A 19,012-nucleotide genomic window follows, 5' to 3' on the forward strand; every position below is an offset into this window, starting at 1 on the left:
CAGCGCCCCCCCAACGCCCTCACGCCGTCCGCGCGAGCGTTATCGCGAGCGCCTCGCCGTCGACGTTGACCTCGCGCCGCTCGGCCTGCCCCCACGCCGCGGGCGCCGCGCCCAGCACGAGCTCGGCGGCGAGCGCCTCCTGCATGAGCATCTCGCGCGCCGCCTCGGCGACCTTGCGGGCCCGCTCGCCGCCGTCGAGCGCGAGCCGGATCCGCTCGGTGAAGCCGAGGTCGAGCTCCTTGCGCAGCCCCTGGACCCGCGAGAGGATCTCCCGGCCGAGCCCCTCGTCGCGGAGCGCGTCCGTGAGCGCCGTGTGCAGCACGACGACCCCCGCGCGGCCCCCGGCCGCCGCGAAGCCCTCGCCCGCCTCGACCGCGACGTCGATCTCCTCGGGGCCGAGCTCGACCTGCTCGCCGTCGAGCGCGATCGCGATCTTGCCCTCGGTCGCGAGCGCCGCGCGGAGCGCCGCCGCGTCGGCCTTCGCCAGGACCTGCTTCGCGAGCTGCACCTTCTTGCCGAGCTTCGGCCCGAGCGCGCGGAAGTTCGGCTTGAGCACGTAGCGGACCGCGCTCCCCTCCTCGCCGGGCTTCAGGAAGCGCACCTCGTGGACGTTGAGCTCCTCGGCGATGAGCGGCACGTGCTCGGCGAGCGCCGCCGCGAGCCCCTGCTGCGACAGCACGACGTCGGCCCGCGAGAGCGGCTGCCGCACCTTGAGCTTGTTCGCCGTGCGTACCTGCAGGCCGAGCGAGACGAGCTCGCGCACCGCGCGCATCTCGATCGCGAGCGGCTCGTCCACCGCGGCGGCGTCCGCCTCGGGGAACGCCACGAGGTGCACGCTCTCCGGCTGCGACGCGGGCCACGGCCGCCGCACCAGGTTCTGGTACATCGCCTCGGCGAGGAACGGCGTGAACGGCGCGCTCAGCTTGGCGAGCGCGACGAGCACCTCGTACAGCGTGAAGTACGCGTCGCGCTTGTCCTGGGCCGCCCGCACCGCGCCCGGGGCGATCTCCAGGGCGTCTCCGATCGAAGGGGCCCAGAAGCGCGCGCGGCTCCGGCGGACGTACCAGTTCGAGAGCGCGTCCACGAGATCGACGAGCCGCTGCGCCGCCTCGTACAGCCGGTACTCGTCGAGGTGCGCCGTCACCTCCCGCGTCGAGAGCGCGAGCTCCGACAGGATCCACCGGTCGAGGAGCGACCGCTCCCGCGCCGGCCGGTAGCCGGCGCTCGCCGCGAGCGCCGCGGGCGACGTGTCCGTCGCGCCCGGGTTCCCCTCCGCGGGCGAGAAGCCGTCGATGTTCGCGTAGATGGTGAAGAACGAGTAGACGTTCCGGAGCTTGACCGCGAACTCCTTCTGGTACGCGCGCACGTTCGTGAGCGAGTGGCGCGTGTTCGTCCACGGCGGGGAGGACACGTAGAAGAACCAGCGGAACGCGTCGGCCCCGGGCGCGGGCGTCGCCGGGTCCTCGATGAAGACGCGCTGGTCCTGCGGTAGCCTGGGCACGTCGTTGGGCATCACCGAGAACGCCTTGTCGGCCGGCGAGACGCCCAGGCGGTCTAGGTCTCCGCGGGAGAGCGCGACGATGCGGCGCGGAAGACGCTTGTTGCCCGTCGTGGGCCTGAGCTCCAGCGTCACCGCCGCGCCCTCGCGATCGGCGCGGTAGACCCGCACCTTCGCCGAGTCGCCCGTGAGATCGAGCCCCTCGTAGTCCTCGCGCGCGATGATCGCGACGCCGTCCTTCGCCGCGCCGAGCCCGGCGTCGGCGCCGTCGGCCGCCGCGAACTCCATCCGGACGCGCTCGAGGATGACCTCGGGCGGCGTGTAGTTGCCCTTCGACTTGCTCTCCTTCTTGCCCTCGCGGTCGCCGACGTGCCCGAGCACGACGCACGTCTGGTACGGGTGCGGGTAGCTCCGGACCCGCGACAGCCCGAGCTTCTCCTGCGTCGCCTCGTCGAAGACCAGCGTCGAGACCATCAGCAGCGAGTAGAACCAGCCCCGCGTCTGATCGATCGCCTCGCTGATGAAGTCCGCCGGGAACGCGCGATCGAACAGCTCCTTCGAGCCCTCCGCGTGCGGGTAGCCCCACTGCGCGAACGGCATGCTCCCGCTGTCGAACCAGGCGTCGATGACCTCGGTCACGCGGCGCATCTCGCCGCCGCAGCTCGGACACGGGAACGTCACCTTGTCGATCCACGGCTTGTGGACGATGAGGTGCTCGTTCAGGCCGGGGTCGGCCCTCTTGGCGTCGCGGAAGTGGTCGAAGGCGCGCGGGTTCAGCGCCTCGATCTCGGCGACCGAGGCCGGGGCGAGCTGGTGCTCCTCGTCGTTCGCGCAGACCCAGACGTTGAGCGGCGTCCCCCAGTACCGCTCGCGCGAGAGCGCCCAGTCCACGTTGTTGGCGAGGAAGTCGCCGAAGCGGCCCTCCTGGATGTGCGACGGGTGCCAGTGGACCGCGCGGTTGTTGGCGATCGCCTTGTCGATGTTGTCCCGGGTCCTGATGTACCAGGCCGGCCGCGCGAGCTGGATCAGCGGGTCGTCGTCCGCGCGCCAGCAGAACGGGTAGTCGTGGCGGTACTTTTCCTCGTGGACGAGCAGCCCGCGGGCCGCGAGATCCTTGATGATCAGCGGATCGGCGTCCTTCACCCAGAGGCCCGAGAACGCCGTGAGCCCCGGCTCGAACGTGCCGTCCGGCCGCACCGCGCAGAGCATCGGGACGTCGGCGCCCGGCTCGGCGAGCTCCGCGATCCGCCGCCGGTGCGCGTTGAAGTCGTCCTCGCCGAAGGCGGGCGCGACGTGGACGACGCCGGTGCCGGAGTCGAGCGTGACGAAATCCGCGCCGAGGACGACCCAGTAGAGCGGCTCTGCCTCGCCGTCCTTCCTGCGCAGGGAGGCGCCTTCGAGCGACCTCGCGAAGGCGTCGAACGGCGGGCGGTAGCGCTTGCCGACGAGCTCGCTCCCCTTGAGCTCGCGGAGGACGGGCAGGTCCCGCTTGAACTTCTTGGCGAGCTCCTCGCGCAGCGCCGCGGCCACGATGAGCTTGCCGGCCACGGGCGCCGCGCCCCCCGCGGGCGCGCCCGCGTCCACGACGACGTAGTCGAACTCGGGCCGGACCGCGGCGTAGCCGTTCGAGGGCAAGGTCCACGGGGTCGTCGTCCAGGCGCAGAGCGCGGTGTCCGGCTCGTCGACGAGCGGGAACGCGACGAACACGCTGGGGTCGTCGACCGTCTTGTAGTTCGAGCCGACCTCGGCCGCGCTGAGCGCCGTCCCGCCCTGGGGCCACCACCAGCAGACGCGGTGGCCGCGGTAGAGCAGCCCCTTCCGGTGCAGCTGGGAGAGCGCCCACCAGACGCTCTCGACGTAGCTCCGGTGGTAGGTGACGTAGGCGCTGTCGAGGTCGACCCAGAAGCCGATCTTGTCGGTCAGGTTCTCCCACGCCTCGGTGTACCGGAAGACGGAGTCGACGCAGCGCGAGATGAACGGCTCGACGCCGTACCGCTCGATGTCGGCCTTGCCGTGGATGCGCAGCTCCTTCTCGACCTCGACCTCGACCGGCAGCCCGTGCGTGTCCCAGCCGGCCTTCCGCGGCACGTCGTAGCCGCGCATGGTCTTGTACCGGGGGAAGATGTCCTTCACGGCGCGCGTGAGCACGTGGCCGTTGTGCGGCATGCCGTTGGCGGTCGGCGGGCCCTCGTAGAAGACGAACGTGCCCCGCGAGGGGCCGGTGGCGCGGGTCTCGGCGCGGAGCGTCTTCTCGAAGATGCGGCGCTGCTTCCAGAAGGCGAGGATCTTCGCCTCGTCGGCGGGGAAGTTCAGCTCGGTCGCCACCCTGTCGAACAGGGGCTCGGGCGGGCCGTCGGTCGGTTTCTTCGAGGACGCTTCGGACATGGCCCGGCCTAGTAGCAAGGCCCATTGCCAGCGTCGAGGGAAGCGCTGGGCCGGCGGAGGGGCCGCAGCCGGCGGGATGGGTGTAGGATCCGGGAATGAGCGCACAGCACCCGCTGCTCCCCGGCAACGCGCCCGAGGTGGAGGCCGCGTTCCAGGCAGCTCCGGAAGACGTCGTCGCGGAGATCCTCGACGGGGAGCTGCACACGTTCCCGAGGCCGGCGCGGCCGCACACGCGCGCAGCGTCGCGGCTAGGCCGTCGCCTCGGACCGTTCGATGACGATCCGGGCGAGCCTGGCGGATGGGTGATCCTCGACGAGCCCGAGCTCCACCTGGGACCGCGGCCCGACAAGGTCGTGCCCGATCTCGCTGGCTGGCGCCGCGAGCGCATGCCCGACGCGCTCGGGCCCGAGGACGCGCCCGCGCATTACAACGTCGCGCCCGACTGGGTCTGCGAGGTGATCTCCCCGCGCACCGAGCGCGTCGACCGGGGCAAGAAGATGCGGATCTACCGGCGCGAAGGAGTCCGCCACGCCTGGCTGCTCAACCCGGTCGCGCAGACGCTCGAGGTCTACCGGCTCGACGATGGGCGGTGGTCCTTGCTCGACACCTACGAAGGCGACGAGATCGTGCGGCCCGAGCCGTTCGAGGCGGTCGAGCTGCCGCTCGGCGCGCTCTGGGCGCGGTAATCGCCGGCCGGGCCGGGCGGCGCGGAGCCGCAGCTCACCCCGCGCGTGGCGCCGGCAGCACGCCGCTGAAGTCGGCGCGGATGGCGGCCACCCCGTCCGCGCCCGCCGCGAGGCAGGCCGGCGCCGAGGCCGCGTCGATGCCGCCGAGGGCGAGGACCGCGACGTTGCGCGAGGCCGCGGCCAGGCGGGCCCGCGCCTCGCGCAGGGCCGCGAGGCCGAGCGGCGGACCCTTGCCGGGCGTCGCGAAGATCGGCGAGAGCACGGCGGCGTCCGCGCCGGCCTCGGCCGCCCGGAGAACGTCGTCGACGCCGTGGCACGCGACGGAGACGAAGGCGCCCGCCCCGAGCAGGGCGCGCGCGTCGGCCACCGCGACCGAGCGGCGGCCGAGGTGGACGCCGTCCGCGCCGAGGAGGAGCGCGAGATCCAGGCGATCGTTGACGAGGAACGAGGCGCCGAGCGCGGCGGTGGCGTCGCGCAGGCGCCTGCCGAGCGCGTGGAGCGCCGCGCCGGAGAGCTCGGGATCGCGGAGCTGCACCGCCACGCGGGCGCGGGCCTCGGGGGGCAGGGCGCCGAACGCCGAGAGCCGCGCGAGCAAGACCGGCTCCGGGACGTCCGCCGCCTGGGTGATCAGGGTCAACCTCGGGGTGAGCATGGCCGTCCTCCAGCGCGCCAGCGGCGGCGCGTCATCGCGCTCCGTCGCCCGGGGGGCGCTCCGCCGGGGCCCCCGCCTCGCCGAGCGCCTCGAGATCCTGCCAGGCCATCCGGGCGAACCGGCTGGCAGGATACCGCTCGACCAGGAAACGCAACGTGTCGACCTGGGCGCGGCGATCGCCGCTCGCCTTGAAGCGCTCGGCCAGCGCATACAGGGCCTCGCTCGGGTCCTCGTACACACGACGATCCGGGTCGACCTCGCTCGCGCACTGGTAAGGCGCCTGCGCGACGGCGGCGAAGATCGCGATCGAGCCGAAGGCCGCGCGGAAGCCGGTGAACACGAGCGGCATTCGCCGATGAACGAGCGCGAGCGTCAAGAGGACGCCGCGGCCCCGGCGACGCCGCTCCTCCGGCCGAGCCGCGCGGGCCCGCTCGGCCGGGCGGCCGGTGACGGGGCTAGTTCAGGGAGGCGCCCGTCCGGGCGGCGCCGTTCTCGAGCCCGCCCTTCGAGGCCGGGGCGCCGAAGGGCGCGTCGCCCGCGTCCTGACCGCCGGTGCTCGACAGGGGCTCGCCGCGGGCGCGCAGGAGCGACTCGTGGAGGGCGCGCGCGCTGTCATCCCAGTCGCGCCTGCCGGCGAGCTCCGCGATCCGCGCCGGGTCGTAGTCGGCCCGGGCGGCGCGGAGCAGCGCCTCCATCAGCACGTCCCGGTTCCCCGGCGGGATGAGCTCGCCGAGCTCGGCGCTGCGCAGGACGTCGGGGATGCCCCCCACGCTCGTCGCGACCACGCGGCGCCCCGAGGCGAGCGCCTCGAGCAGGACGTTGGGCGTCCCCTCGTGCTTGCTCGGGAGCGCGAGGGCGTCGCACGCGCCGAGCCACAGCGACACCTGATCGTGCGGCAAGTAGCCGGTCACCGTCAGCCGGCCGCCCAGACGGGCGGCGGCGGCCCTGCACGCCTGCTCCTCGGCGCCGCTGCCCACGAGCGCCAGCTCGATGTCCGGGTGGACCGGCGCGAGCCGCTCGAACGCCTCGATCAGATCGAGCACGCCCTTGTCGCGGCTCAGGTGGCCGACGAAGACGATCAGCCGCGAGCTCGGCGACTTGCCGAGCGCGGCGCGCGCCTCGGCGCGGTTGCGAGGCTGGAACGTCTTCACGTCGACGCCGTTCATGACGATGTCGATGCGATCGCGCGGCACGCCGAGCGCAGCGACCCCGTCCGCGAGCTTGCGGCTGACCGTGACCACCCGGGCGGCGCGCGTGAGCCCCCAGCCGAGCGGCCTCCGCATCCGCCGGTCGCGCGGGATCACGTCGATGTCCGAGCCGTGCGTCTTGATCACGGCCGGCACCCCGAGCAATCGCCCCAGGCAGACCGCGGCAAAGCCGTCCGGGTAGGCGAAAGCCCCGACGATGACGTCGGGCAACGGACCGCGCCCGATGAGCTCCGGGAGCATCGACGCCGCATACAGCGGGCCGTTCAGGGCAGGCGCGATCCTCGGCACGTACAGGTACCGCGGGTGCCTGACCGGCAGCCCATCGATGACCTCCTCGCGCGGCGCACTGGCGCCGATAGGCCACTTCGAGAGGCGCTCTATCCCGGGGAACCACGGGATCGTCGCGAGCACCCGGACGTCGCAGTAGCGCGACAGCGCGGCGAACTGCCGCCGATTGTACGGCGCCTCGTCCGGGTGAACCGCGTTCGGAAAGATCTTCGTGATCAGCAAAACGCGCATCCGCCGCAAGGGCTCCTCCTCTCGAGCGAGCCGAGTCGGCGAGCGCCTCGAAAGAGGACGTCGTTCGCGCTCGGTCTCGTATTCGGTCTAGCCAGTCTCGCTCAGTCTCGTCAATCCCGCCAATCTACGCTCAGTCTCGCCCATCTCGCTCAGCCTAGCTCAGCGCCCCATTTTGCCTCGCTCAGCATCGTTCGATGTCCCATTTTGCCTCGCTCAGCATCGTATTCGCCCTGGTCAGGTTCGATTCGGTCTCACCTGGTATCGTATGTCGTTACACGTCCAGACCGACCCGCTGACCAACCCGTCCGTTGCCGTCGTCCCGTCCAGCGGCCGGCCCGGAGGCCCCCGCGGGGGTCGACCACGCGCGCGCCCGGGACGGGGCGTCGCCCCCGCGCCGCCTGGCGATGAGCTCGTCGAACAGGCGCACGTGCGCGTCGACCATCGCTTCCAGGCTGAACTGCTCGGTGAACTTCGCGGGGCCGCGCGCGCGCGCTCGCTCGCGGAGCTCCCCGTCGCGGGCGACCCGCGAGAGGTGCTCGACCAGCGCGCCAGGGTCCTTCGACGGGACGAGGAACCCGTCGACGCCGTGCTCGACGATCTCGGGGACGCCGCCGACGCGGCTCGCCACGATCGGCTTGCCGAGCGCGAGCGCCTCGAGCAGCGCGAGCGGCAGCCCCTCCCAGAGCGACGGGAGCACGTAGGCGTCGAACGCGGAGACGAGCTCCGGCACGTCCGAGCGATACCCGGGGAAGATCACCCGGTCGCCGAGCCCCGCGTCCCTGGCTCGCTGCTCCAGCTCCGGCCGGAGCGGGCCGTCGCCGGCGATGACGAAGCGCGCCTCCGGCGCGCGCCGCAGCACCTCGGGCGCCGCCTCGAGGAGGTAACGGAGCCCCTTCTGCTCGATGTGCACCACGGCGCACCCGAACACGAACTCCCGCTCGCCGATGCCGAGCTCCGCGCGGATGCGCGCGCCCGCGCCGCCCTCGCGGGCGCGGGCGAAGCGCGTCCCGTCGATGCCGTTGTGGATGACACGGACCGGCGCGCGGACCTTCACGTCGTCGACAAGGATGCGCCTGAGGTCGTGCGACACGGCGACCATCTCGTCGGCCAGGTAGGCGTAGTAGCCGAACTTGCGCCGATCGAAGCCCTTCGCCCGGTTGATCTGGTTGTGCTCCGAGTAGACGACCAGCGGCCGATTCCGGAGCAGGCGCGCCGCGAAGCCAGCGAAGATGAGCGGAGCACGGTTGTGGACGTGGACGATATCGACCGAGCGCTGGTGAAAGAAGCGCCGGATCCAGAGCAGCGCCTCTGGATCGCTCTTGAGGCCCGGCAGCACCGGCCGGAGGTCCTTCGTGATCACGAGGCACTTCGAGCGGGGGAGCTTGACCTCCGAGAACAGCCGTCCCTCGCCGTCGAGGCAGATCAGCGAGAGGTCGAAGCCGTGATCGCCGAGGCGATCGAGGAGGCTCAGCACCACCTTCTCGAGCCCGCCGACCTCGAGGTTGTTCACGACCATGCAGACGTTGGGCTTGCTCATATTCTCCTGAGCGGACCGTCAGGTCGCCGCGGTCGTCGTCGGAGCGCCGTGACGCGCCACGACAGCGTGTCGACCGTGCGATGAGCGTTCCGTGTCATTTTGGCTCAGGTAGGTGAGCGTATCATGACATGCGGATGCTGTTCGCTTGACTTGGCGGCGTCGCAGCAGCGCCGTGCTGGACGTCGGAGTTGCTCGTTCATCATCCCTCATCGCGCCCGCGAGCGCCTCCGCATCGGTGGAATACGCCGGGAACGCGAGCGCGCGGAGATCGAGGTGCGGGGCCACACCCGCAGCGCCGCGCTACAGCGCGGCGATCTTGCCCTGCTCCGGCGATGACGCCGTCGCATAGAGCTTCTTCGGCATCCGCCCCGCGAGATACGCCATCCGACCGGCCCTCACCGCGTCCTTCATCGCCTGCGCCATCAAGATCGGGTCCCGCGCGCCCGCGATGGCCGTGTTCATCAATACCCCATCACACCCGAGCTCCATCGCCACCGCGGCATCGCTCGCTGTCCCGACTCCCGCGTCCACGATCACCGGCACCTTCGCTGTCTCTCGGATGATCATCAGGTTGTACGGGTTGCGGATGCCGAGCCCGCTGCCGATCGGTGCCGCCAGGGGCATCACGGCCGCGCACCCGATGTCTTCCAGCTTACGACAGACGATCGGATCATCCATGCAGTAGGGCAGCACCGTGAAGCCCTCCTTCACCAGGATCCGCGCCGCCTCGAGCGTCGCCTCGTTGTCCGGGAACAGCGTCCGTTCGTCGCCGATGACTTCGAGCTTCACGAGATCGGACAGACCGAGCTCGCGCGCGAGCCGGCAGGTGCGGACCGCGTCCTCGACGGTGGCGCAACCGGCCGTGTTCGGCAGGATCGTGACGCGTCCCTGCTGGAGCAGCGACATCATCGACCCCTCGCCCCGCTCCTTCAAATTGACGCGGCGGAGGGCCACCGTGACGACCTCCGCGCCGGACGCTTCGAGCGCGCGACGGGTCTCATCCAGGTCCTTGTACTTGCCCGTCCCCACGAAGAGGCGGGAAGTGAACGTGTATCTGCCGATCGTCAACGCGTCGCTCGTCATCGCAGGCTCCTCGGGTCTCGACCCAGACGATCTGCTAGTCGGACCGGGACACAGGGTCCAGCGCGTCGACGAAACCCGGCGCTTCCGGCGCGCCTCGCTCGGCAGCATGGTATCTTTGCGCCAATGTCTCCCCGAGCTTTTGGCATAGCCCTCCTCGTCGCGTTGCCCCCAGCGCTCACGCTCACGCCCCTCCCGACAGCGGACAGCCGCGCGCGGGCCAGCCAGGATCGCGCCGCGGCGAGCCCCGGCGCGATCCTGTCCGGTCCGCGCGCGGCGCAGGCGGCCGTGGCCATTCAGCTCTCGCTGGACGAGCTCGTCGCCGCGGCCTCGTACGTCGTGGTCGCGACCGCGATCGAGCAGCGCAGCCAGTGGGAAGAGCTCGGCGGGGCCAGGAGGATCGTCACCTATACCCGCCTGTCGATCGACCGGACCGTGGCCGGACAGCCCGACGGCGAGGTCTGGGTCAGGACGCTCGGGGGCGTGGTCGGGGACGTCGGACAGCACGTGTCGGGCGACGCGCAGATCGCGGTCGGCGCGCAGGCGATGGTCTTCGTCTCCAAGGTGGGCTCGGCCCTGGTCGTCTCCGGGATGGCCCAGGGCCACTACCCCGTCGTCGACGGCGAGGAGAAGCCGAGGGTCGCAGGCGGGGCCGGCGCGAGGCGCATCGCCGTGCGGCGGCTGGCCGCGAGCCCCGACAGCGGGACCGTCCTGCCGCGGCCGGGCCCCGCGATCTCGGCCCGCGAGCAGCTCATCGGCGCGGCGCTCGACACGGCGATCGACGCGGTGAACCAGGCATGGAAGGCGAAGCATGCGCAGAAGTGACCTCGCGCCGCGCCCCGCTGGCGCGCGCCGCCCCGCGCGCGCCCACGCCATCGCCGCAGCCTGCAGCGCGCTCGTCGCCGCGGCGCTCGCCTACCCCGGGGACGCCCTGGCCTTCTGCCGCACGAGCGTCTGTCCGCCGGAGAAGACGGCGTCGGGGAAGGCGGAGACCGCGGCGGTCTGCACGCCGCCGCAGGGCAACGACTGCGGCACCCCGCTCGCCTGGCCTTCGCCGTGCGTGAGCTACTCCCTCCAGGAGGACGCCTCCGCCCAGGTGTCGCTCCAGGAGGCGGAGGCGATCTTCGAGCAGGCGTTCGCCGCGTGGACAGAGGCCGAGTGCGGCGACGGGCAGACCCCGCGCATGGAGGTCACCTACCTGGGCCCGGTCGCGTGCGACGCGCACGAGTACAACAAGCGCAAGGCGAACGCGAACATCATCACGTTCCGGGACGACGGGTGGCCATACGTCGGCGGCGGGAACACCCTCGCGCTCACGACCGTCACCTACCACCTCAAGACCGGCGAGATCTACGACGCGGACATGGAGGTCAACTCGTTCGACGTGGCGCTCTCCCAGGGAGACGACAGCGTCTCGTTCGACCTCCTGAGCATCGCCACCCACGAGGCCGGCCATTTCCTCGGGCTCTCGCACTCGATCGAGCGCGACGCGACCATGTTCGCCGACTACCGGCCGGGGACCTCTTCGCTCCGCGACCTCTCCCCGGACGACCACGACGGGATCTGCGCGGTGTACCCGCCCGGGGAGCCGATCGAGGGCTGCGACCCCACGCCGCGCCACGGCTTCTCTGCCCTGTGCGCCGCGGATCAGCCCGAGGTGAAGGAGTCGGACGGCTGCGCCGCGGCCCCGCGCGGCACCGCTGGCCAGCGCGGGCGCGGCGGAGGGCTCGTCCTCGCCGCGCTCGCGCTGGTCGGCGTGGCCGCGCGGGCGCGGCGCGGCGCGGCCGCGTGGGCGGGCCGGGAGGAGGCCTGCTGAGCCAGAGCCCTCCCGTCCTGGTCGAGCGCGAAGGCGAGCTCGCCCGTCTGGTCGAGCGCGCCGCCCGCGCCGACGCGCTCGCGGTCGACGTGGAGGCCAACGGGCTGTTCGCGTACCGGGCGCGGCTCTGCACCGTCCAGCTCGCCTTCCGCGAGGGGGACGACATCGCGGTCGGGGTCGTCGACGCGCTCCGCGTGCCTGTCGCGCCGCTCGCGCGGCTCCTCGGGGCCGCGGGCCCGCCCAAGGTGCTGCACGACCTCACCTTCGACGCGCGCATGCTCGCCGAGGCGGGCGCGCCGCTCGCTGGCGCGCACGACACCTCGGTCGCCGCGCGCATGCTGGGGTGCGCGGCGACGGGGCTCGCCGCGCTGCTCCTGTCGGAGCTCGACGTGAAGGTCGACAAGCAGCTCCAGCAGCACGACTGGGGGCGCAGGCCGATCGAGGACGCCGAGCTGCGCTACCTGGCCGACGACGTGCGCCACCTGCTCCCGCTCCGCGCGCGGCTCGCGGAGCGCAGCCGCGCCCTCGGGATCGACGAGGAGATCGAGGAGGAGTGCACCTACAAGCTCGCGACCGCCCTCGGGCCGCCGCGCGATCCGCGGCCCGCCTACGCGCGCATCAAGGGGGCCCAGGCGCTCGATCCGCAGGGCCGGGCGATCCTGCGGCGGCTCGTGGCGGCGCGCGAGGCCGCCGCCGAGGGGACCGACGTGCCCTCTTTCAAGATCGTCGCCAGCGACGTGCTGCTCGAGCTCGCGCAGCGGAGGCCTGCCAGCGCAGACGACGTGCGCGCCATCCGCGGGGCCGCGGCGGGCCGGGCGGCCGCGTGCGTCGCGGCGTGGCTCCGCGCCATCGAGCAGGGGCGCAGCGACGGCGACGTGCCCGAGGACGAGCGCGCCCTCTTCCAGCAAGCCCGCCCGCCCAGGAAGGAGCTCGCCGCGCGGCGCGCGGTGGAGACCCGGATCGCGGCGTGGCGCAGGGCCGAGGCGAAGGCGCGGAAGGTGGACGAGCAGGTCGTGCTGCCCGGTCACTGCGCGCAGGATGTCGCGGAGATCGCGCTGGCGGAGGGCCACGCCGGAGACGAGGCGATCGCCGCCGCGATCGCGCGCATCCCGGGGCTCGGCGCGGCACGGCTCGCGCGTTACGGCCGCGCGCTCGCGGCGCTCGTGGCCGCGGCGCAGCCGGGCGAGCCGCCTGCCGCCGCGAGGTAGCGCCGCGCGTCGGCTCCGCGTGTTGGTCCCGCGTGTTGGTCCCGCGTGTCGGTTCCGCGTGTCGGTTCCGCATGTCGGTTCCGCGCGTCCGCGATCCCCTGCGGGATCTCCGACACGTGGAGCCCGCTGCGAGCGAGCGCACGTGGCGCGCGCGCCGCCCGGTCGACAGAGCCGCCGGGCGATGGAATAGCAGGGCCCATGCCCTCGACCGATCACCCCAAGGCGCCGAGGCGGCTCCGCCTCTGGCCGCCGGCGATGTGGCTCCGCGCCCCGCTCGCCTTCGCGCTCGTGTTCGGGTGCGCCCTTCTGGGAGCGAGCGCCGGAGAGCTGTCCGCTCCGCCGCCCCCGCCGTCGCCGCCGCCCGCGGCGAACGCCGAGGTCGGCCCGGAGCCGGAGGCGACCCCGGTCGCGCCCGACTCGCCTCGAGCCTCCATGCGCAGCTTCGTCGAGCTGTGCCGCGCGGGCGACTACGCCGAGGCCGCGCGCTACCTGGACGTGCCGCCGAGGGCGAACGGCGCGGCGCTCGCGCAGAAGCTCAAGGCGGTGCTCGATCGGCACCTCTGGCTGGAAGTGGAGACGCTCTCGCCGCAGCCGCAGGGGGACACGCAGGACAACCTCGGGGCCGGCGTGGAGCAGCTCGGCAAGATCCCGACGCGGACGGGATCCCAGCCGGTGCGCCTCGTGCGGCGCACGACGCCCGACGGCGTGCGCTGGATCTTCTCGCGCGCCACGGTGGAGCGCGTCGACGAGTGGTACGCGCGGCTCGAAGATCGCTGGCTCCGCGATCACCTGCCGCCGGCGCTCCTGCGCCCCGGCCCGCGCGAGCTGCTCTGGTGGCAGTGGCTCGCGCTGCCGGTCCTCGCGCTGGCCGGCTGGCTCGTCGGCGCGGTGCTGAGCTACCTCGTCCGCGCCCTGCTCCGCCGCGTCATCGCGCGGACGGAGTCCACGCTCGACGACGTGCTCCTCGGGGGGGCGCGCGGTCCGTTCACGTTCGCGGCGGCGCTCCTCGTGATCACGGCCGCGCTCCCGTGGCTCGGGCTCTACCTGCCGGCCGAGGAGTTCCTCGACAAGGTGCTGCGCGCCGGCGTCTTCGTCGCCGTGTTCTGGTTCGCCCTGCGCACGATCGACGCCGTCGGCGGCCGCCTGCTCGCCGCCCCCGCGACGCGCGACAACCCCGCGGCGCGCTCGCTCGTGCCGCTCATGGGGCGGATCGCGAAGGTCTCGATCGTGATCATCGGCGTGATCGCCGTGCTCTCGGAGCTCGGCTACCCGGTGGCGAGCCTCATCGCCGGCCTCGGCATCGGCGGCGTCGCGCTGGCCCTCGCCGCGCAGAAGACGGTGGAGAACCTCTTCGGCTCGGTCGCGATCGGCATCGACCGGCCGTTCCAGGTCGGCGACTTCGTGAAGGTGGACGCGCTCCTCGGGACGGTCGAGAGCATCGGGCTCCGCTCGACGCGGATCCGCACGCTCGATCGGACCGTCGTCACGATCCCGAACGGCAAGCTGGCCGATCTCCAGATCGAGTCGTTCACGGCGCGCGACAGGATCCGCCTCGCCTGCGTGCTGGGGCTCGATCGCGACACGTCGCCCGAGCAGCTCCGCGCCATCGTGGAAGAGTGCGAGCGCGCGCTGCGGGAGCACCCGAAGATCTGGACCGAGGACGTCGTTGTGCGCTTCATCGGCGTCGGCCCCTCGTCGCTCGACGTCGAGGTGATGGCCTGGTTCCAGACGAGCGACTTCGCGGAGTTCCGGGACGTCCGGCAGGCGATGCTGATCACCTTCCTGCAGATCATCGATATGGCCGGGTCGAGGCTCGCGTACCCGACGCACACGCTGCACGTCGCGCCGCGCGGAGGGGAGCTCCCGCAGCCGGAGGGGGCCGCGGCGGGAGGTCCGGCTAACGGGCAGCGCGCGCCGCGGCGGGCGCCATCGGCTGAAGCCCCGCCTTCTCGATGAGGGCGCGGTCCTCGTCCTGGCCGGGGTTCGGCGTTGTGAGCAGCCTGTCTCCGTAGAAGATCGAGTTCGCCCCCGCGTACATGCAGAGCAGCTGCGTCTCGCGCGAGAGCTCCGTCCGCCCCGCGGACAGGCGCACCATCGCGCGCGGCATCATGACCCGCGCGACCGCGATCATCCGGACGAACTCGATCGGATCGACCGGGGGGAGGCTCTCGAGGGGCGTCCCCGGCGAGCGCACGAGGGCGTTGATCGGCACGCTCTCCGGGTGGGGGTCGAGGCGCGCGAGCTCGACGAGCATCTCGCAGCGGTCGGCGATCGACTCGCCCATGCCGATGATGCCGCCCGAGCAGACGGTGATGCCCGCCCGCCGGACGTTGCGCAGGGTGACGAGCCGCTCGTCGTACGTGCGCGTCGAGATGATGGATTTGTAGGCCTTCCGCGAGGTGTCGAGGTTGTGGTTGTAGGCGTCGAGGCCGGCCTCCTTCAGGCGGCGCGCCTGGTCGTCGGTGAGCATGCCGAGCGTGCAGCACGCCTCGAGGCCGAGGGCTTTCACGCCGCGCACCATGTCGAGGACGCGCTCGAAGGCGGGGCCGTCCTTCACCTCGCGCCACGCGGCGCCCATGCAGAACCGCGTCGAGCCGCCGTCGCGGGCGCGCTCCGCGGCGGCGAGGACCGCGCCGACGTCGAGCATGCGCTCCGGCCCGACCTCGGTCTCGTAGTGGCTCGACTGCGGGCAGTAGGCGCAGTCCTCGGGGCAGCCGCCCGTCTTGACGCTGAGCAGGGTGCAGAGCTGGACCTCGTGCTCGCCGTGGAACGCGCGGTGGACCGCGCGGGCGCGGTCGATCAGCTCGAAGAGCGGGAGGTCGTGCAGGGCGACCGCCTGCTGGACGGTCCAGTCGTGGCGGGGCGCGCCCGCCGACGGGGCGTGCCCGGCCGGGCCGCTGCATCCATTCCTGTGCTCCGCCGCTTCTCGTTCGATCCCTTCGAGCATGGGCTCGCTCATAGCCGGGCTTGAGGCGCCGCCGCAAGCAAGGCGCGATTGGGAAGGGAGCTCCTGGCGTCCTCGGCGTCCTCGACGGTTCGAAATTCTGCTCTGTTCTGGCGGTCTTGACCCGATTGCCGCCTCTAGAGCGCCGTCACCGCCTTCGCCGTCTCCTTGGCGATCGCCCCCTGGGCGACGAGCTGCCTGAGGTGCGCGTCGAAGGTCTGCATGCCGTACGGCGTGACCCCCTTCTCCATCAGCTCGCGCAGCGACGGGCTCCCCTCCGGCCGGCGGATCGCCTCGCGCACCGCGGCCGTCCCGACGAGCACCTCGGCGGCGAGGACCTCCCCCGCGCCGTCGCGGCGAGGGAGCAGGCGCTGCGCGACGATGCCCTGGAGACAGTCGGCCAGCCGGTCGCGCACCTCGCTCGGGCTCTTGCCGAGCGCGATCAGCCGCCCGAGCGCGCGCGTGACGTCCGCCGAGCTGACCGCCGCGAGCACGAGGTGCCCGGTCTCCGCGGCGTGGAGCGCGAGATCCAGCGACTCGCCGTCGCGGAGCGCGCTGATGAGCACGACGTCCGGGTCCTGCCGCAGCGCGGAGCGCAGCGCGGTCGGGAAGTCCGCCGTGTCGACGCCGATCTCGCGCTGGCTCACGCTGGAGCGGTTGTCCTCGTGCACGTGCTCGATCGGATCCTCCAGGGTCACGATGTGGCGCGGCACGGTCGCGTTGATGTGCCCGACGAACGCGGCGAGGGTCGTGCTCTTGCCGCTGCCGGCCGTGCCCGCGACGAGGACGAGGCCGTGATCGTGCTCCACCATCGCCCGGACCGCCGAGGGCACGCCCAGCTCCTCGAACGTCGGGATCTTGAGCGGGATGCTCCGCAGGATGATCGCGAGCGAGCCGCGCTGGCGATAGATGTTCACGCGAAACCGGCCGAGGCCCGGGACGACGTACGCGGCGTCGAGCTCCTGGAGCGTGGCGAGCAGCTCGCGCGAAGGGCGCCCGGCGAGCAGCACCCGCGCGGCGGCCTCGCTGTCCTCGGGCCGGATCCTGTCGACGCGGAAGTAGACCATGTCGCCGCGCACCCGCGCGCCCGGCGGCTGACCGACCTTGAGGTGGATGTCGCTGGCGTGGGCGGCAAGCGCCTTGCCGAGGAGCTGATGGAGGAAGGCCTCGGAGGTGTACGGCGTCGTCACGGGGGGCAAGGTACCAAATTGGAACCCGACCGGCCCAAAGCGCGGCTGCACGAACCGAAAGCCCATCTGGAACGGCGCGGCCGCGCGGGACGGCCGCGCGCCCGCGCCGCCGCGCGGGACGTCAGGGCCGCGGCGCCGCCGGGCCTCCCGCGGCGCCCGCGACGGAGCCCTCGGGATCCAGATCTGCCGGAATACGGAGAGGATCGACGAGCCCCCGCTCGGCGAGCGCGCGCGCCGCCGAGATGGCGAGCGCGCGCTGGTCCGAGGGGAGGTCGCGCCGGCCCGCCAGCTCGACCAGGGCCGCGGCCGCGCCGCGCGCCCCGTCCGGGTCGAGCGGCTCGCGCGGGCGCGGCGGCCGCCCGGCGATCCCGAGGAGCGCCTCGAGCAGCGGCGGGAGCGACGGCCCGGACGCCGCGCGGGCGCGCTCGGCGAGCGGCCCGAGCGCCAGGTCGGCGTCATCGGCGTACGGCAGCGCGCGCAGGGCCGTGAGCGCGATGTCGCCGCCGTCGTCGAGCGCGGCGAGGAGGCCGGAGCCGCCCTCGGCCTCGGCCAGCCGGGCGCAGTCCAGCGGGTCGTCCCCCGCGGCGAGGCGCCAGCGCGGATCGGTGAGGCGAGGGCTCGGCGGGCGCGGCGCCAGGGAGGGCGAGGCAGCGGCCGAGGCGGGCGACACCGCGGCGCGAGGGGCGCTCCCCTGCTCGCGGCGACAGCCGAGGGGCGCGAGCAGGACGAGCGCGACGAACGCGAGGCGCGCCGCGACAAGCGCCCTCCGCCGCGCGCGGCGGACGCCCTCGCGGCCCCTCCCCTGCCTCACGGCTGATCGAGGATCGAGAGCGACCGCTTCGTGGGCGCGTTCTCGGGCTCTTGCCGCGCGTTGTACTCGTCGACCACCCGGTTGATGTGCATCGAGCAGAACTTCGGCCCGCACATCGAGCAGAACTCCGAGGTCTTGAAGTACTCCTGAGGGAGCGTCTCGTCGTGCATCGCCTGGGCCGTCTCCGGATCGAGCGAGAGCGCGAACTGCTGCTTCCAGTCGAAGGCGTAGCGGGCGCGGCTCAGCGCGTCGTCGCGATCCCGCGCGCCCGGGCGCTTCCGCGCCACGTCCGCGGCGTGGGCCGCGATCTTGTAGGCGATGAGGCCCTGCTTGACGTCCTCGGGGTTCGGCAGGCCGAGGTGCTCCTTCGGCGTCACGTAGCAGAGCATCGCGGCGCCCGCGAAGCCGGCCATCGTGGCGCCGATGCAGCTCGTGATGTGGTCATAGCCAGGCGCGAAGTCGGTGACGAGCGGGCCGAGCACGTAGAACGGCGCCTCGTGACAGAGCTCCATCTCCTTCTGCACGTTCATCGCGATCTGATCGAACGGCACGTGCCCGGGGCCCTCGATCATCACCTGCACGTCCTTCTCCCAGGCGCGCTTCGTGAGCTCGCCGAGCGTCTTCAGCTCGGCGAACTGGGCCGCGTCGCTGGCGTCGTGGAGGCAGCCGGGGCGGAGGCCGTCGCCCGCCGAGATCGTGACGTCGTACTTGGCGCAGACCTCGAGCACCTTGTCCCAGTGGGTGTAGAACGGGTTCTGCTTGTGGTGCTCGATCATCCACTGCGCCATGATCGAGCCGCCGCGCGAGACGATGCCGGTGATCCGGCCCTTCACGAGCGGCAGGTGCTCGAGCAGCACGCCCGCGTGGATCGTGAAGTAATCGACCCCCTGCTTCGCCTGGTGCTCGAGCATGTCGATGAGGTCCGCGGCCGTCATCTTGGCGGTGCCCTTGCACGCCTCGAGCGCCTGATAGATCGGCACCGTCCCGATCGGCACAGGGGAGTCCGCGATGATCGCGCGGCGGATGCCGTCGATGTCGCCCCCGGTCGACAGGTCCATCACGGTGTCTGCGCCGTACTTGATGGCGTAGCGCAGCTTCTCGAGCTCGCCGCTCACGTCGCTCGTGGTCTGGCTGTTGCCGATGTTCGCGTTCACCTTGCAGAGCGACGCGATGCCGATGCACATCGGCTCGAGGTTCAGGTGGTTCTTGTTCGCGGGGATGATCATCCGGCCGCGCGCAACCTCGCTGCGGATGAGCTCGGGCGCGAGCTTCTCACGGCGGGCGACGTACTCCATCTCCTCCGTGACGACGCCCTTCCTCGCGAAGTGCATCTGGCTCTGGTTCGGGCTCCCGGCGCGCTTGCTCACCCATTCGGACCGCAACATCGACGACCTCGCTTTCGAGGTGGGCGGTTTAGGTCGCGACCGCGCGCGACGCAAGCGCCGCGTCGCGCCTGGCCGCCCGACCTCAAGGCGGCG

The 19,012-nt window shown here is 72.6% G+C and carries 15 protein-coding genes; 5 read left to right on the forward strand and 10 right to left on the reverse strand.

Annotated features, from left to right (window positions below; translation table 11 throughout):
- Nucleotides 1-19 precede the first annotated feature (19 nt).
- Entirely contained in the window at nucleotides 20-3,883 is a 3,864-nt protein-coding gene (gene ileS / locus WMF12_RS22455) for an isoleucine--tRNA ligase (RefSeq protein ID WP_437873567.1), read from the reverse strand.
- Nucleotides 3,884-3,978: 95 nt separating this feature from the next.
- On the opposite strand from ileS, the gene WMF12_RS22460 reads away from it, so the two are divergent.
- On the forward strand, nucleotides 3,979-4,569 hold the full coding sequence (locus WMF12_RS22460) for a Uma2 family endonuclease (protein ID WP_437873568.1): 591 nt from the start codon (nucleotides 3,979-3,981) through the stop codon (nucleotides 4,567-4,569).
- A gap of 34 nt (nucleotides 4,570-4,603) precedes the next feature.
- Here WMF12_RS22460 and WMF12_RS22465 read toward each other — a convergent pair whose 3' ends face one another.
- The 5 genes from WMF12_RS22465 to WMF12_RS22485 form a co-directional block, all read right to left on the reverse strand.
- A complete protein-coding gene (locus WMF12_RS22465; protein WP_437873569.1) occupies nucleotides 4,604-5,221 on the reverse strand; it encodes a thiamine phosphate synthase in 618 nt (205 codons plus the stop codon).
- 31 nt (nucleotides 5,222-5,252) lie between these two features.
- A complete protein-coding gene (locus WMF12_RS22470) occupies nucleotides 5,253-5,570 on the reverse strand; it encodes a tetratricopeptide repeat protein (RefSeq protein ID WP_437873570.1) in 318 nt (105 codons plus the stop codon).
- A 106-nt stretch (nucleotides 5,571-5,676) separates the two neighbouring features.
- Nucleotides 5,677-6,948, reverse strand: coding sequence for a glycosyltransferase family 4 protein (locus tag WMF12_RS22475; RefSeq protein ID WP_437873571.1), 1,272 nt, complete (start codon nucleotides 6,946-6,948; stop codon nucleotides 5,677-5,679).
- Between the two features lie 271 nt (nucleotides 6,949-7,219).
- Entirely contained in the window at nucleotides 7,220-8,485 is a 1,266-nt protein-coding gene (locus WMF12_RS22480; protein WP_437873572.1) for a glycosyltransferase, read from the reverse strand.
- Nucleotides 8,486-8,785: 300 nt separating this feature from the next.
- On the reverse strand, nucleotides 8,786-9,568 hold the full coding sequence (locus WMF12_RS22485) for a thiazole synthase (protein ID WP_437747667.1): 783 nt from the start codon (nucleotides 9,566-9,568) through the stop codon (nucleotides 8,786-8,788).
- 123 nt (nucleotides 9,569-9,691) lie between these two features.
- Between WMF12_RS22485 and WMF12_RS22490 the strand changes: the two genes are divergently transcribed.
- The 4 genes from WMF12_RS22490 to WMF12_RS22505 all read left to right on the forward strand — a co-directional run bounded on the left by WMF12_RS22490 (nucleotide 9,692) and on the right by WMF12_RS22505 (nucleotide 14,545).
- Nucleotides 9,692-10,390, forward strand: coding sequence for a hypothetical protein (locus tag WMF12_RS22490; protein ID WP_437873573.1), 699 nt, complete (start codon nucleotides 9,692-9,694; stop codon nucleotides 10,388-10,390).
- Entirely contained in the window at nucleotides 10,377-11,381 is a 1,005-nt protein-coding gene (locus WMF12_RS22495) for a matrixin family metalloprotease (RefSeq protein WP_437873574.1), read from the forward strand. The genes WMF12_RS22490 and WMF12_RS22495 overlap by 14 nt, the downstream gene beginning before the upstream one ends.
- Nucleotides 11,354-12,589 (forward strand): HRDC domain-containing protein, encoded by a 1,236-nt coding sequence (locus WMF12_RS22500; protein ID WP_437873575.1) that lies wholly within the window; start codon nucleotides 11,354-11,356, stop codon nucleotides 12,587-12,589. The genes WMF12_RS22495 and WMF12_RS22500 overlap by 28 nt, the downstream gene beginning before the upstream one ends.
- 198 nt (nucleotides 12,590-12,787) lie before the next feature.
- Nucleotides 12,788-14,545 carry a mechanosensitive ion channel family protein gene (locus WMF12_RS22505; RefSeq protein ID WP_437873576.1) on the forward strand — a complete coding sequence of 586 codons (1,758 nt, stop codon included), beginning with the start codon at nucleotides 12,788-12,790 and terminating at the stop codon, nucleotides 14,543-14,545.
- Here WMF12_RS22505 and bioB read toward each other — a convergent pair.
- From bioB to thiC, 4 genes are all read right to left on the reverse strand, one after another.
- On the reverse strand, nucleotides 14,487-15,536 hold the full coding sequence (bioB, locus tag WMF12_RS22510; protein ID WP_437747671.1) for a biotin synthase BioB: 1,050 nt from the start codon (nucleotides 15,534-15,536) through the stop codon (nucleotides 14,487-14,489). The genes WMF12_RS22505 and bioB overlap by 59 nt on opposite strands.
- A gap of 134 nt (nucleotides 15,537-15,670) precedes the next feature.
- On the reverse strand, nucleotides 15,671-16,723 hold the full coding sequence (locus tag WMF12_RS22515) for a type IV pilus twitching motility protein PilT (protein ID WP_437747672.1): 1,053 nt from the start codon (nucleotides 16,721-16,723) through the stop codon (nucleotides 15,671-15,673).
- A 121-nt stretch (nucleotides 16,724-16,844) separates the two neighbouring features.
- Nucleotides 16,845-17,534 (reverse strand): thiamine biosynthesis protein, encoded by a 690-nt coding sequence (locus tag WMF12_RS22520; protein WP_437873577.1) that lies wholly within the window; start codon nucleotides 17,532-17,534, stop codon nucleotides 16,845-16,847.
- A complete protein-coding gene (gene thiC / locus WMF12_RS22525) occupies nucleotides 17,531-18,916 on the reverse strand; it encodes a phosphomethylpyrimidine synthase ThiC (RefSeq protein ID WP_437301596.1) in 1,386 nt (461 codons plus the stop codon). The genes WMF12_RS22520 and thiC overlap by 4 nt, the downstream gene beginning before the upstream one ends.
- Nucleotides 18,917-19,012: the final 96 nt, after the last annotated feature.

Origin of the sequence: Sorangium sp. So ce363 (assembly GCF_051520435.1) — a bacterium.
In the GTDB taxonomy this organism is placed as follows: domain Bacteria; phylum Myxococcota_A; class Polyangia; order Polyangiales; family Polyangiaceae; genus Sorangium; species Sorangium cellulosum_B.